Annotated in this window: 14 protein-coding genes and 1 rRNA gene; 11 read left to right on the plus strand and 4 right to left on the minus strand. The window is 71.3% G+C overall.

The genetic code is table 11. The features are described from left to right. The first annotated feature begins 7 nt into the window (after nucleotides 1-7). The 9 genes from rrf (at nucleotide 8) to pstB (ending at nucleotide 9,860) form a co-directional block, all read left to right on the plus strand. Nucleotides 8-124: ribosomal RNA gene (rrf, locus tag BU198_RS23250) — 5S ribosomal RNA — on the plus strand. Nucleotides 125-196: 72 nt separating this feature from the next. Next, entirely contained in the window at nucleotides 197-1,201 is a 1,005-nt protein-coding gene (gene mshD / locus BU198_RS23255) for a mycothiol synthase (protein WP_188298801.1), read from the plus strand. Between the two features lie 373 nt (nucleotides 1,202-1,574). Beyond that, nucleotides 1,575-3,752: an RNA degradosome polyphosphate kinase gene (locus tag BU198_RS23260; protein ID WP_188298811.1), complete on the plus strand. Its 2,178-nt coding sequence runs from the start codon at nucleotides 1,575-1,577 to the stop codon at nucleotides 3,750-3,752. Between the two features lie 104 nt (nucleotides 3,753-3,856). After that, a complete protein-coding gene (locus BU198_RS23265) occupies nucleotides 3,857-4,945 on the plus strand; it encodes a CHAD domain-containing protein (protein WP_188298802.1) in 1,089 nt (362 codons plus the stop codon). 34 nt (nucleotides 4,946-4,979) lie between these two features. Beyond that, nucleotides 4,980-5,483 (plus strand): NUDIX hydrolase, encoded by a 504-nt coding sequence (locus BU198_RS23270; protein WP_411293224.1) that lies wholly within the window; start codon nucleotides 4,980-4,982, stop codon nucleotides 5,481-5,483. Between the two features lie 227 nt (nucleotides 5,484-5,710). Continuing rightward, on the plus strand, nucleotides 5,711-6,844 hold the full coding sequence (gene pstS, locus BU198_RS23275) for a phosphate ABC transporter substrate-binding protein PstS (protein WP_317620278.1): 1,134 nt from the start codon (nucleotides 5,711-5,713) through the stop codon (nucleotides 6,842-6,844). Between the two features lie 152 nt (nucleotides 6,845-6,996). Continuing rightward, nucleotides 6,997-7,974, plus strand: coding sequence for a phosphate ABC transporter permease subunit PstC (gene pstC, locus BU198_RS23280; protein ID WP_188298804.1), 978 nt, complete (start codon nucleotides 6,997-6,999; stop codon nucleotides 7,972-7,974). After that, the gene (gene pstA, locus BU198_RS23285) at nucleotides 7,971-9,041 is read left to right on the plus strand and encodes a phosphate ABC transporter permease PstA (protein WP_188298805.1); all 1,071 of its coding nucleotides are present in this window, start codon (nucleotides 7,971-7,973) and stop codon (nucleotides 9,039-9,041) included. The genes pstC and pstA overlap by 4 nt, the downstream gene beginning before the upstream one ends. Nucleotides 9,042-9,083: 42 nt before the next feature. After that, entirely contained in the window at nucleotides 9,084-9,860 is a 777-nt protein-coding gene (gene pstB, locus BU198_RS23290) for a phosphate ABC transporter ATP-binding protein PstB (RefSeq protein WP_188298806.1), read from the plus strand. 153 nt (nucleotides 9,861-10,013) lie between these two features. Here the strand turns inward: pstB and BU198_RS23295 are convergent, their stop codons facing one another. Together BU198_RS23295 and BU198_RS23300 are read right to left on the minus strand one after the other, a co-directional pair. After that, nucleotides 10,014-11,009 carry an inorganic phosphate transporter gene (locus tag BU198_RS23295; protein WP_188298807.1) on the minus strand — a complete coding sequence of 332 codons (996 nt, stop codon included), beginning with the start codon at nucleotides 11,007-11,009 and terminating at the stop codon, nucleotides 10,014-10,016. 5 nt (nucleotides 11,010-11,014) lie between these two features. After that, nucleotides 11,015-11,635, minus strand: a complete 621-nt coding sequence (locus BU198_RS23300; RefSeq protein ID WP_188298808.1) for a DUF47 domain-containing protein — start codon at nucleotides 11,633-11,635, stop codon at nucleotides 11,015-11,017. 357 nt (nucleotides 11,636-11,992) lie between these two features. Here BU198_RS23300 and BU198_RS23305 point away from each other — a divergent pair, with 357 nt between their 5' ends. Then, entirely contained in the window at nucleotides 11,993-12,358 is a 366-nt protein-coding gene (locus tag BU198_RS23305) for a metal-sensitive transcriptional regulator (RefSeq protein ID WP_188298809.1), read from the plus strand. Between the two features lie 59 nt (nucleotides 12,359-12,417). Here the strand turns inward: BU198_RS23305 and BU198_RS23310 are convergent, their stop codons facing one another. After that, nucleotides 12,418-12,606 carry a hypothetical protein gene (locus BU198_RS23310; protein WP_223244828.1) on the minus strand — a complete coding sequence of 63 codons (189 nt, stop codon included), beginning with the start codon at nucleotides 12,604-12,606 and terminating at the stop codon, nucleotides 12,418-12,420. A gap of 220 nt (nucleotides 12,607-12,826) precedes the next feature. Next, on the minus strand, nucleotides 12,827-13,726 hold the full coding sequence (locus BU198_RS23315) for a hypothetical protein (protein ID WP_188298810.1): 900 nt from the start codon (nucleotides 13,724-13,726) through the stop codon (nucleotides 12,827-12,829). 162 nt (nucleotides 13,727-13,888) lie between these two features. Between BU198_RS23315 and BU198_RS23320 the strand changes: the two genes are divergently transcribed. Further along, the gene (locus BU198_RS23320) at nucleotides 13,889-14,080 is read left to right on the plus strand and encodes a hypothetical protein (protein WP_188298814.1); all 192 of its coding nucleotides are present in this window, start codon (nucleotides 13,889-13,891) and stop codon (nucleotides 14,078-14,080) included. The last annotated feature ends 117 nt before the right edge of the window (nucleotides 14,081-14,197 follow it).

Here is a 14,197-nt window from a genome sequence, read left to right on the forward strand (position 1 = left end):
ATAGTGTTTCGGTGGTCATAGCGTGAGGGAAACGCCCGGTTACATTCCGAACCCGGAAGCTAAGCCTTACAGCGCCGATGGTACTGCAGGGGGGACCCTGTGGGAGAGTAGGACGCCGCCGAACAATTATTCCGAAAAGCCCCTGATCCCAACGGATCAGGGGCTTTTCGCATTTCCGGTGACGTATCGTCAGGGCATGGACGATCAGACAGCGGTCATTGCGGACGATGTGCTCCGGCCCGAGCAGCGCGACGGCGCCCTGCGAGTTCTGGCGGACGCCCAGGCAGTGGACGGCCGGGCCGCCTTGTCCGAACAGGGCCGGCTCCGGCTGCGGAACGCCGAGACGCCCCGCCCGGGCGTGACCCACCTCGTCGAGACCGAGACCAAGACCGGGACCGGTCCCGAGACCGAGAGCGGCCCCGAGACCGAACCCGTCGTCGGCTACGGCCAGCTCGAAGTGCCGGAGGACCCGACCGCCAACCCCGCCGCCGAGCTGGTGGTCGACCCGGCCGCCCGTGGCCGCGGTCTGGCCCGTCCACTGGTGGACGCCGTCCTGGCGCAGGCCCACCGGGCGGGGCGCGACGCGGTGGACTTCTGGGTGCACGGCGGCCACCCGGCGGCCCGGCACCTGGCCGGGGCCTACGGCGCCGAGCTGGTCCGCGAGCTGCGGCAGATGCGCCGCACCGGCGCGCAGACCGAGGAGGTGGCCGTCCCCGAGGGCATCGAGCTCCGCACCTTCCGTCCGGGGGAGGACGATGCCGAGTGGCTGCGGCTGAACGCCCTGGCCTTCGCCCACCACCCCGAGCAGGGCTCCTGGACCGGCCAGGACCTGGCCGAGCGGATCGCCGAGCCCTGGTTCGACCCGGCCGGCTTCTTCCTCGCCACCCGCGCCGGCACGGTGGTCGGCTTCCACTGGACCAAGGTGCACCCGGCGACCGCCACCGAGCCCGAGCTCGGCGAGGTGTACGTGGTCGGGGTGGACCCGGCCGAGCAGGGCAGCGGTCTCGGCCGCGCGCTGACCGCGGCGGGCCTGCGTCACCTGACCGGCACCGGCCCCGGCGAGCGCGGACTGGAAACCGTCCTCCTCTACGTCGACGCCGACAATCCGGCCGCCGTGCGCGTCTACGAACGACTGGGATTCACCGTTCACGAGGTGGACCTCATGTACCGGGCCCCGTACCGGGCGGACCGGTCGGCCTAGCCGTCGCGTCTGCGGGGCCGCCGCGCCCGCGGACCGGTTCTCCGGGCCTTTCGACTCTGTCGGTCGCGGCCGGGAGAGCCCCCGGACGGTCCGCGGGCGAGCGGCGGGGCGGCGACATCCCTTGCCCCGACCGACTCAGCTTTCCTCCTGGCCATGCGGTGTTTACCGTGGATTCAATTGCTGCCGCGAAGATCACAGGATGAAGTCCGTAGTGTCTCGCTCGTGCAGAGTCGACCGCCACGCACCGGCCGGTCCTGTACGGACCGCACCCGGAGGGTGGGTGCTGTCCCCGGGTTCGGTCCGGGGCGAGGGCGACGGCCCGCAGAGCCATACGCGTCCGGACGCCGTCCTGCTGCTGGAGGAGCTGGAGCCCATGAGCATCCCCCGCCCCGTCTCTGCCCCGCTGTCGCCGACGGCCCGGATGTCCAGTGCGCTGGGCATTCCACCGGAGCTGCCGGCCGCGGACGAGGAGGAGTTCGAAGCGTTGCCGCAGGGCCGCTTCCTTGACCGCGAGCGCAGTTGGCTCGCGTTCAACGAGCGCGTCCTGGAGCTGGCCGAGGACCCGGGCATCCCGCTGCTGGAGCGGGCGAAGTTCCTGGCGATCTTCGCCAGCAACCTGGACGAGTTCTTCATGGTCCGGGTGGCCGGCCTCAAGCGCCGGATCGCCACCGGCGTCGCCCAGCGCAGCGCGTCCGGCCTCCAGCCGCGCGAGGTGCTGGACCTGATCTGGACCCGCTCGCGCGAGCTGATGGCCAGGCACGCCGCCGCGTTCCAGCAGGAGGTGCTGCCGGACCTCGTCGCCGAGGGCATCGAGGTGGTCCGCTGGTCGGAGCTGGCCGAGAAGGAGCAGGCCCGGCTGCACACGCTGTTCCGGCAGAAGATCTTCCCCGTCCTGACCCCGCTGGCCGTCGACCCGGCGCACCCCTTCCCGTACATATCGGGACTCTCGCTCAACCTGGCCGTGGTGGTGCGCAACCCGGTCTCCGGTCACAAGCACTTCGCGCGCGTCAAGGTGCCGCAGTCGCTGGCCCGCTTCCTGGAAGCCTCGCCCCAGCGGTACGTCCCGCTGGAGGACGTCATGGGCGCGCACCTGGAGGAGCTCTTCCCGGGGATGGAGGTGCTGGCCCACCACGCCTTCCGCGTCACCAGGAACGAGGACCTGGAGGTGGAGGAAGACGACACCGAGAACATCCTCAAGGCCCTGGAGAAGGAGCTGATGCGGCGGCGCTTCGGCCCGCCGGTCCGGCTGGAGGTCGAGGAGTCGATCGACCCGTACATCCTGGACCTGCTGGTGCGGGAGCTGAACATCACCGAGGCCGAGGTCTTCCCGCTGCCCGGGCCGCTGGACCTGACCGGGCTGTTCGGCATCGCCGACCTGGACCGGCCCGAGCTCAGGTACCCGAAGTTCGTGGCCGGTACGGCCCGCGGGCTGACCGACGTCGAGTCGGCCTCCCAGCCGGACATCTTCGTCGCGATGCGCGAGCGCGACGTCCTGCTGCACCACCCGTACGACAGCTTCTCCACCTCGGTGCAGGCCTTCCTGGAGCAGGCCGCCGCCGACCCGGACGTGCTGGCGATCAAGCAGACCCTGTACCGCACCTCCGGTGACTCGCCGATCGTGGACGCGCTGATCGACGCGGCCGAGTCCGGCAAGCAGGTGCTGGTGCTGGTCGAGATCAAGGCGCGCTTCGACGAGCAGGCCAACATCAAGTGGGCCCGCAAGCTGGAGGAGGCCGGCTGTCACGTGGTGTACGGCCTGGTCGGGCTGAAGACGCACTGCAAGCTCTCGCTGGTGGTCCGGCAGGAGGGCGACACCCTGCGCCGCTACTCGCACGTCGGCACCGGCAACTACCACCCGAAGACGGCCAGGCTGTACGAGGACCTCGGTCTGCTCACCTCCGACCCGCAGGTCGGCGCGGACCTCTCGGACCTGTTCAACCGGCTCTCCGGCTACTCGCGCCGCGAGTCCTACCGCCGCCTGCTGACCGCCCCGCGCGGCCTGCGCGACGGGCTGGTCTCGCGGATCCACAACGAGATCGCCCACCACAAGGCGGGCCGCCCGGCGTACGTGAAGCTCAAGGTCAACTCGATCGTCGACGAGGCCCTGATCGACGCGCTGTACCGGGCCTCCCAGGCCGGGGTGCCGGTGGACGTCTGGGTGCGCGGGATCTGCGCGATCCGTCCGGGCGTGCCCGGGCTGAGCGACAACATCAGGGTCCGCAGCATCCTGGGCCGCTTCCTGGAGCACTCCCGGGTCTTCGTGTTCGGCAACAACGGCGATCCCGAGGTCTGGATCGGCAGCGCCGACATGATGCACCGGAACCTGGACCGCCGGATCGAGGCGCTGCTGCGGATCACCGATCCCGCGCACCGCACCGAGCTGTCCGGGCTGATCGACCTCGGGATGTCGGACGAGACCGAGTCCTGGCACCTGGGGCCGGACGGGGCGTGGACCCGCCGCTCGCAGGACGGCGAGGGCGGGCAGCTGCGGCACGTCCAGGACCTGCTGATCGACTCGCGCCAGCGCCGCCGGGCCGCCACCTCGCGCTGACGCGTCCACGGATGCGAAGCCGCCGGAACAGCAAGGGGACCTGTTCCGGCGGTCGGCCACCAGCTCCGGGGGACCGCCCCGGGGGAACGGGGATCTACCACGCCATGACCGAAGCGCCGATGACGGCCCAGGCGGCCTCCACAGCGACCGCCGGGGACATCCTTTCCCGCCACCTCACCGTCCAGGCCGGCGCCTTCCTGCGCGCGCTGCCGCTGGCGGTGGGCGAGGTCGGCGCCAGACCGGGGACGGCCTCGGTCGTCCCGTCGGCCGGCACCTCGGACCTGCTGCGGTCCGTGCGGCGCGTCGGCGGGCTGCTGCACACCTTCGGCTCGGTCTTCGAGCAGACCTGGGCGCAGGAGTCGCGCACCGAGCTGCGCTGGCTGCTCAACCTGCTGGCGCTGGAGCCCGGCTACATCCGCCGCTCGGCCCGGCTGCTGGGCGCGCTGGACTCGCTGAGCGGCACCGACCCGGACGGGACGGGCATGCTGGCCGGCCACGCGGGTGCCCCCAAGGCGCGGGCGCTGCTGGACCGGCAGCTGACCCTGGCCAGGACCAGGGCGCACTCCACGGTGCTCCAGGAGCTCCGCTCCGCCCGGCTGCACGCGCTGGCGGACCGGATGACCCTGCTGGTCGGCGAGACACCGCTGCTGGAGTCGGCGGGCGGCCGGGCCCCGGCGGTGCTGCTGCCGCAGGCCGCCGCCGCGTTCGCGGCGCTGTCCGCGGGTGCCCAGCAGCTGCCGCTGCACCGGGCCGCGACGCCGTACGGCGGGGACGGGATGCGCCGGCTGGGCATGGTGCCGGCGTCCCGCGGCGCGACGGACGCGGACACCGCGCTGGCGGCCGACGACGCGCCCTGGGCCCGGCTGCGGATCCTGGTGAAGCGGGCCAGGTACGCGTTGGAGGTGTGCGGCCGCGCGTCCTCCGAGCTGGACGAGCTGGACGTGGTGCTGGCCAGGCAGCAGGAGGCCGCGGACGCCGCGGTCACCGCCGCCACCGCGGCGCGCACCCCGCGGATCACCCCGGCGACCGCGTACGTGCTGGGCGTGGTGCACGCCGACCAGCGGCTGGAGGTGGAGTCGGCGCGGTACGCCTTCGGCCGGCGCTGGCCCGAGCTGCCGCCGGGCCCGGACGGCTGGCTGGAACTCCTCCCGGCCGATGCCTGGGGGCACGCGGCCGCGCCGAGGACGGTCTGAGGTGTCAGGGTCTGGCGAACACCCCGGCGGGGGCCTGGCGGAGGCCCAGGCCGCGCCGGGGAGGGGGCACGCCCCGGTGGTCCTGGCGGCGGGTGCGGTGCTGTGGCTGCCCGGCCGGCTGAAGAAGAGCGGCCGGCTGGGGCGGCCCCGGATCGCGGTGATCCACCGGCCGAAGTACGACGACTGGAGCCTGCCGAAGGGCAAGCTCGAAGCGGGCGAGGGCGTGGTCGACGCGGCGCTGCGCGAGGTCAGGGAGGAGACCGGCTTCCGCTGCCTGCTGGGCCCCGAGCTGCCCGCCCGGCACTACCGGGTGCAGGGCCGTCCGAAGGAGGTCCGCTACTGGGCGGCGGTGCCGGCGAGCGGGTCCTTCCGGCCGAACCGGGAGGTGGACCGGCTGGAGTGGCTGCCGGCCGGGAAGGCGCGTGCGCGGCTCACCCACGACCACGACCGGTCGTTGGTCGACGCCCTGCTGGCGATCCTGGGGGCGAAGCCGGTACGGGCGGCGGGGGCGGCGCCGGTGAAGGAACAGTGGAAGTGATCTTTCCGCGCTCTTGCCGTGACGCAACCGTTACTACCTGACGTAGTTTCCTGTCATCCCTCCGAGGTTCACTCTACGTTCACTTGTGACCGGCTGACGTGTCACTTACCCGGCCTAACTTCGGGACCACCGGAGGGCCGGACAGGCCCCGGACCACAGCAAAACCCGCGTCGGGCCGTACCCGTACGGCCTGCGCAGAGGGCAATGCCACAGAAAGGGACACCCCTGTGAAGCTCCAGCGGAACGGCCGCTCCAAGGCCCTCGCGATCGGTGCCATGGCGCTCGTCAGCTCGCTGTCGCTCGCCGCCTGCGGGTCGGACAACAACAACACGACCGCGGCCGGCGGCTCCAGCGGCTCCGCCGCGGCCGGCGGCGCGATCAACTGTGGCAAGCCCGGTTCGCTGATCTCGGCCGGTTCGACCGCGCAGGGCGCCGCGATGGACGTCTGGAAGACCAGCTTCGCCGCCGCCTGCTCCGGCACCACGATCAACTACCAGGGTGGCGGCTCCGGCGCCGGCATCCAGCAGTTCAACCAGGGCAAGATCCAGTTCGCCGGCTCCGACTCGGCCCTGAAGCCGGCCGAGGTCGAGGCCTCCAAGGCGGTCTGCACCGGCGGCCAGGGCATCGACCTGCCGATGGTCGGCGGCCTGATCTCGCTGGTCTTCAACGTCGACGGCGTCGACAACCTGGTCCTGGACGGCCCGACCTCCGCCAAGATCTTCGACTCGCAGATCACCAAGTGGAACGACCCGGCGATCGCGGCCCTCAACCCGGGCGCCAAGCTGCCGGACGCGGACATCCAGACCTTCCACCGCTCGGACGACGCCGGTACCACCGAGAACCTGACCAAGTACTTCGCCGCCGCCGGCGGCGGCGCCTGGTCCTACCCGGCCGGCAAGGCCTGGGCGGGCAAGGGCGGCCAGTCGGCCAACGGCAGCGCCGGTGTCTCGGCCCAGGTGAAGCAGGTCAAGAACTCGATCAGCTACGTCGAGCTGGCCTACGCCCAGACCAACAGCCTGAAGAGCGCCGCGATCAACACGGGCGCCTCCAAGCCGGTCGAGGCCACCGCCGAGAACGCCGCCGCCACCATCGCCAAGGCGCAGGCCGCCGGCACCGGCAGCGACCTCGCGCTGAAGCTCGACTACGCGACCAAGGAAGAGGGCTCCTACCCCCTGGTCCTGATCACGTACGAGATCGTCTGCGACAAGGGCAACAAGGCCGAGACCCTCGACACCCTGAAGTCCTTCCTGACCTACACCGCCAGCGAGACGGGTCAGAAGGCCGTCGGCGAGAAGGGCTACGTCCCGCTGCCGAAGGCCGTCACCGACAAGGTCAACGGCGTCATCGCCACCCTGGCCTGACCCGATTAGGACCCCCGGTGGGGCGGCCCCGTGAGCGAGGGGGGCCGGGGTCGCCCCACCGGAACGGACCACACCCAGCATCACGTCCGGGGCACCGCCGCCATGGTGCCGACCCCCTTCCCGGGGCGGCACCACCAGACCGGAGTAGACCAATGACTTCATCCTCCCCTGCCGCCCCGCGAGGCAGGGAACGCCGGCCGCGCGACAGCCGGGTCGGCGACAAGATCTTCATGAACCTCGCCCGGGGCTCGGGCATCCTGCTGCTGGTCATCATGGCCGCCATCGCCGCGTTCCTGACCTGGCGGTCGGTCCAGGCCCTGAGCACCAACGAGGGCAACTTCCTCACCAGCTTCGAGTGGACGCCGGACGCCCCGAAGCCCGTCTTCGGCATCGCCGTCCTGGCCTTCGGCACCATCGTCAGTGCCGTCATCGCGATGGCGATCGCCGTCCCGGTGGCGATCGGGATCGCGCTGTTCATCTCGCACTACGCGCCGCGCCGGATCGCCCAGCCGTTCGCCTACCTGGTCGACCTGCTCGCCGCCGTCCCCAGCATCGTCTACGGCCTCTGGGGCGCGCTCTTCCTGGTGCCGCACCTGGACGGCCTGACCAGCTGGCTCGACGAGTACCTGGGCTGGACGTACATCTTCGACCAGACCAGGACCGGCACCCCGCGCAACCTGTTCACCGTCGGCATCCTGCTGGCGATCATGGTCCTGCCGATCATCACCGCGGTCTCCCGCGAGGTGTTCCGACAGGTGCCGCGGATGCACGAGGAGGCGGCGCTCGCGCTCGGCGCGACCCGCTGGGAGATGATCCGCACCGCGGTGCTGCCGTTCGGCCGCCCCGGCATCATCTCGGCCTCGATGCTCGGCCTCGGCCGCGCGCTCGGCGAGACCATCGCGGTCGCGGTGGTGCTGTCCGCCAGCAACGTCCTGTCGCCGCACATCCTCGACGCGGGCGGCGGCACCTTCGCGCAGAACATCGCGCTGAAGTTCGCCGAGGCCGGTGACAACGGCCGCAACGCGCTGATGGCCTCCGGCCTCGTCCTGTTCGTCATCACCCTGCTGGTGAACGGTGCCGCGCGACTGATCATCGCCCGCCGCAAGGAGTACTCGGGGGCCAACGCATGACCGTCACCGACATCGTCGAGGACGCCCGGCCCGTCGGCCGTCCACTGACCGCCAACCGCCTGCCCACCTGGGCCCCGGCCGCCGTCGCCGCCGGCTCGATCGCGCTCGGCTGCGGGATCGGCCTGGTCGGCGGCCTGGAGAGCCACCTCCAGTGGGGCCTGATCTCGGCCCTGCTCTTCCTCCTGATCAGCTACGCCCTCTCGGCCGGGATCGAGGGCCGCCGGCAGGCCAAGGACCGGTTCGCCACCTCGGTGGTCTGGGTCGCCTTCATCCTGGCCGTCGTCCCGCTGGTCGCCCTGACCTTCTACACCGTCCAGCAGGGCCTCGACGTGGTCGACGCCGACTTCCTGGGCCACTCCATGAAGGGCGTGATCCAGTCCGGGCCCGGCGGTGGCATCTACCACGCGCTGATCGGCACCCTGGAGCAGGTCGGCCTGGCCACCGCGATCGCCGCCCCCATCGGTCTGCTGACCGCCGTCTACCTGGTCGAGTACGGCCGCGGCACGCTCGCCAAGTCGGTCACCTTCTTCGTCGACGTCATGACGGGCATCCCGTCGATCGTCGCCGGTCTGTTCATCCTCTCGCTCTGGAACCTCGCGCTGGGCTTCGGCTACTCCGGCTTCTCGGGCAGCCTCGCGCTGGCGATCCTGATGATGCCGGTCGTGGTCCGGTCCACCGAGGAGATGCTGAAGCTCGTCCCGAACGAGCTGCGCGAGGCCTCGTACGCGCTCGGCGTGCCGAAGTGGAAGACCATCCTGCGGGTCGTCCTCCCCACCGCGATCGGCGGCATCACCACCGGTGTGATGCTCGCGGTCGCCCGCATCACGGGCGAGACCGCCCCGGTGATGATGCTGGTGTTCGGCGCCGACTACATCAACAACAACCCGTTCGACGGACCGCAGCAGTCCCTGCCGATGTACATCTGGACGCAGTACTCGCAGGTGAACAACGACTACGGCTACGCCCGTGCCTGGGGTGCCGCGCTGGTGCTGATCGCCTTCGTGATGGGGCTCAACCTCATCGCCCGGGGCATCGCCCGCTGGCGCTCGCCCAAGGGCGGGCACTGAGCGACCGACTGACGTACGAGACAGACGAGAGAAGCAACGATCATGGCCAAGCGCATCGACGTCAGCGGACTGTCGGCCTTCTACGGCACCACCAAGGCCATCGAGGACATCTCGATGAGCATCGAGCCCCGCTCGGTGACCGCCTTCATCGGTCCCTCCGGCTGCGGCAAGTCCACCTTCCTGCGGACCCTCAACCGGATGCACGAGGTGATCCCGGGCGCCCGGGTCGAGGGCAAGGTCCTCCTGGACGACGAGAACCTGTACGCCTCCAACGTCGACCCGGTCGCCGTGCGCCGCGCGGTCGGCATGGTGTTCCAGCGCCCGAACCCGTTCCCCACCATGTCGATCTACGACAACGTGATCGCCGGACTCCGGCTCGCCGGCGTCAAGAAGAAGTCCGTGCTGGACGAGGTGGTGGAGCGCTCGCTGAAGGGCGCCAACCTCTGGAAGGAGGTCCACACCCGGCTGAACAAGCCGGGGGCCGGCCTCTCCGGCGGCCAGCAGCAGCGCCTGTGCATCGCCCGCGCCATCGCGGTCGAGCCCCAGGTCCTGCTGATGGATGAGCCGTGCTCCGCGCTCGACCCGATCTCCACCCTCGCCATCGAGGACCTGATCGGCGAGCTGAAGGAGCAGTTCACCATCGTCATCGTGACCCACAACATGCAGCAGGCGGCCCGGGTCAGCGACCGCACCGCCTTCTTCAACCTGGCCGGCGTCGGCCAGCCGGGCAAGCTGGTCGAGCTGGACGACACCCAGCGGATCTTCTCCAACCCGCAGGTCCAGGCGACCGAGGACTACATCTCCGGCCGCTTCGGCTAGACCGGACACCCCGTCACGGGCGCCGCCGTCGCGCGTGACGGACCGCGAGCTGTCCCGTGGTGCTGCATGGCGGTGCCGCCACGGGACATGGAAAAGGGCCCGCCCCCGAGATGTGGGGGCGGGCCCTGTCCGTTCACGCTTCCTGCGGGGCCGTCAGCCCCAGAACAGGTGGACGAACCAGTACATCAGCGCTGCGACGATGGCGGCCGCCGGCATCGTGATGAACCAGCCGAGCACGATGTTCTTGGCGACGCCCCAGCGCACCGCGCGGACCCGCTTGGTGGCCCCCGCGCCCATGATCGCCGCGGTGATCACGTGGGTGGTGGAGATCGGCGCCTTGAAGACGAACGAGGTGATGTACATGACCGTGGCGGAGGTCGCCTCGGCCGCGAAGCCCTGCGGCGGGTCCAGCTCGATGATCTTGCGACCGAGCGTCCGCATGATCCGCCAGCCGCCCGCGTAGGTGCCCAGCGAGAGCATGGCCGCGCAGGAGATCTTCACCCAGACCGGGATCCCGTTGCCGGACTGGTGGCCGGAGATGGTCAGGGCCAGGACCACGATGCCCATCGTCTTCTGGGCGTCCTGGAGGCCGTGCGCCAGGGCCATCGCGGCGGCCGAGGCGGTCTGGGCGACCCGGAAGTTGCGCTTGGCCTTGTGCGGGTTGGCCCGGCGGAAGATCCACAGGATCGCCAGCATCACCAGGAAGCCGCCGACCAGGCCGACCACCGGGGAGACGATCATCGGAATGATGATCTTGTCGAGGACCCCGCTCCAGATCACGTCGACCCCGCCGGCCAGCGCCGCGCCCACCATGCCGCCGAACAGCGCGTGCGAGGAGGAGGACGGAAGACCGAAGTACCAGGTGACCAGGTTCCAGGCGATCGCCCCGACCAGGGCGGCGAACAGGATCGCCATCCCCCGGTCGCCGGTGGGGGTCTCGATGATGCCCTTGGAGACGGTGTGCGCCACGCCGCTGCCGAGGAACGCGCCGGCCAGGTTCATCACCGCGGCCATCGCCAGTGCCGCCCGGGGAGTGAGCGCCCGGGTGGAGACCGAGGTGGCGATCGCGTTCGCCGAGTCGTGGAAGCCGTTGGTGTACGTGAAGAAGAACGCAACGCCGACGACGGCGATGAGTGCTGCCATGTCCACGAGGGTCAGGACTCCTTGACGGCGATGGTCTCCACCGTGTTGGCGACGTGCTCGAACGCGTCCGCCGCCTCCTCAAGGACGTCCACGACCTGCTTGAGCTTGAGGACCTCGATGGCGTCGTACTGACCGGAGAACAGGTGGGCGAGCAGCTTGCGGTGGATCTGGTCGGCCTGGTTCTCCAGCCGGTTGACCTCGATCCAGTACTCGGTGAGGTTGGACATGCTGCGCAGGTTGGGCATCGCCGCGGCGGTGAGTTCCGCGGCGCGCGCCAGCACCTCGATCTGCTGCTCGACGCCCTTCGGCAGGGTCTGGATGTCGTAGAGGACGACCAGGTCGACCGCCTCCTCCATGAAGTCCATGATGTCGTCCAGCGACGAGGCGAGGCTGTAGATGTCCTCGCGGTCGAAGGGCGTGATGAAGGACGAGTTCAACTGGTGGAAGACGGCATGGGTGGTGTCGTCCCCGGCGTGTTCGGCGGCGCGCATGCGCTCGACGATCTCCGCGCGGGCCGACACGTCTGATCCCAGCAGCTCCAAGAGGAGCTTCGATCCGACGACGAGGTTCTCCGCCGCGGCGGCGAACATGTCGTAGAAGCTCGTCTCCTTCGGCGTCAGGCTAAAACGCACGGAAATCTCCGATGTGCGGGGTAGGGACTGAACGATGCTAGGTGCAACCAAGCGCAATCATGCAAACGGGGTGTCGGGGAAGGAGCCGGATCCTCCCCTTCCGTTCGGCTGCCGCACCGGCTGATCCGGACCGCACCGCCACGTACGGATACGGGCCCAGTCTGACGGAACCTCGCCCGGATTGTCCCCGTCGTGCGTGCGGAAGACCGGGGCGCCGCTCAGACGGGTGAACCGCGGGGCACCCCTCCCCGACTCCGTGGCACATGCCGGGTCGGCCGTCGGAACACCACGGAAGGCCCGGGTGTTGGAGACTGGTGGCCGACGCAGCCACCAGGCACTGAGACGAAGGCGGGGCCGATGACCACGACGCAAGCGCGCACCGAGCCGGAGCACGCGCAGGGGACCGACCCGCACGCCGGCCACACGGCCGGAGGGCACGGCCCGCACGGCTACAGCGCGCAGAAGGACGCCCACCTCAAGCGGCTGCGCCGGATCGAGGGCCAGATCCGCGGCCTCCAGCGCATGGTCGACGAGGACGTCTACTGCATCGACGTGCTCACCCAGGTCTCGGCCAGCACCAAGGCGTTGCAGTCCTTCGCGCTCTCCCTGCTGGAGGAGCACCTGCGGCACTGCGTCGCCGCGGCCGCCGAGGAGGGCGGCGCCGAACTGGACGCCAAGGTGGCGGAGGCCACCGCGGCGATCAGCCGCCTGCTGCGCAGCTGAGCCGCCGGCACTCCGGTGCTCCGGCCGTCCGTCGCTCCGGCCGTCCGCCGCGGGGCCCGCTAGCCGTCGGCCTCCCGGTCGCCCCGTCCGGGTTCGGTTCGGTCGAGCAGCACCTCGTCGATCCGCTCGGTCGGCAGCCGGTCGCCGGAGCTGGCCGTCGCGGCGATCATCAGCTCGCCGGCCAGATCGATCTCGTCGAGGGCCGCGTCGTCGTGGCCGCCGCTGCGGCCGCCCGTGGACGACACCACCTGCACCACCCCTTCAGTGCCTCGCCAGCCCGGGCGGCAGCCACCCGGAGTCCAGCCTAGGCACTTCGGGGCCCGTCCACATGGCACGGACGGGCCATCTCGGCGCCGCCGAAACGGGTGGCCGTCGCTCCCCGGACGGCCACCCGCCCCGGCGGCGCTCCGTCTCGCCCCGGCGCCGGAGCGCTGCCCCGGTGGCCCAGGGCGTGCCGGACCACCCGCCCTACTTCGGGCTCTCCGTCGGCTTCATCTGGTAGATGTCCGAGGCCGAGGGCTCGGCCGCCTCCACCGGCTTGCCGAAGTCCGTCAGCGAGGTCGCCGAGGTCACCTTCACCTGGTCCCTGGGCTCCTTCGACCCGGCCACCCCGGCGAAGGTGAACACCTCCACCACCTTGCGCAGCCGGCCCCGGTCGTCCAGCCAGGCGTCGTACGGCACCTCCCTGACGGTGAAGGTCTGCGCGCCCATCCGCAGCCCGTCCCCGCCCCGGCCACCGGTCGCGTCGGCCGCCTTGGCCAGGTCCAGGGTGCCCCGGTAGTGGTGCAGCGCCACCCCGTCGACGGTCTCGGAGCCGACCGCCTCCGCCTTCTGCGCCCCGCGCAGCGCCCCCGCCGCCGAGGCCGGGTCGGTGGCGCCGCTGCTGACCAGGTTGCCGTCCGGCAGCTGGCGCACGTCCAGCTTGACCCACTTGCCCTCGGGGACCTTGGCGCCGCTGTTCTGGAGGTAGACGGTGCCCGGCAGGACCACCTCGACGATCTTCCCCGTGGTCGCCGCGCCCGGCGGCACCTGGACCTCCAGTCGGCCGATCCGCTTCACGTAGTCGTAGCCGCCGGTGCCGCTGAACGAGGCCTTCTTCTCGGCGGACTCGGTGACCAGCTCGGTCGCGGTGTGCGCGGAACCGGTGCGGCCGGTGATGTCGGCGGCGTTGCGCACCGCCGTCAGCGGGTCCGCGACGAGCTGGTCGGGGGCGCCCGACTGCTGGTCGGAGGAACCGCCGCCGGAGCCGGCCGCGCAGCCGGCGGCCCCCGCCGCCAGGGCGGCGACGAGCAGGGCGGCCCCGGCCGCCGAGCGCAGGTGCGGACCCGGACGGCGTGCCGGCCGTCCGGTGTGCTGCTGGTCGGTCATCTTCATTCCCGCGACAACCCCCTCGGGCCCGACTGCCCTGCCGGACACCACCGGGTGGGCAGAACTCTTTCCGGGTAAACGAGTTGGGGCGCCAGGGGTTACGGGTGCCCGGGTGCCGGCGGGCGTCGCGCGGCACCCGTCCGGCGCGTTACGGTGAACCACGTGCACAGTGAGCTGCCGGCCGCACCCGGCACCACCCGGATGCCCGAACACCGCCTCGCGGTCAGCGAGCGCGGCTCCTTCGCCTTCGCGACCTGTAGCTGCGGCTGGTACTCGCCGGCCCGCCGCTCGCGCGACCTGGCCCGCCGCGAGGGGGCCGACCACCTCGCCGAGAACGGCGCCGAGCCGGACTGACCGCACGCGGACCCGTGCGCCGGCCCGTGTGCCTACGGGGCGTCAGGCCGCGAGGTCGGACTCCGGCGGCTGCTCCCCGGCCCGTACGGCCCCGCGTCCGCGCCGGCGGCCGCGCGG

Source organism: Streptomyces sp. CBMA156 (genome assembly GCF_014596515.1).
Classification (GTDB): Bacteria; Actinomycetota; Actinomycetes; order Streptomycetales; family Streptomycetaceae; genus Kitasatospora.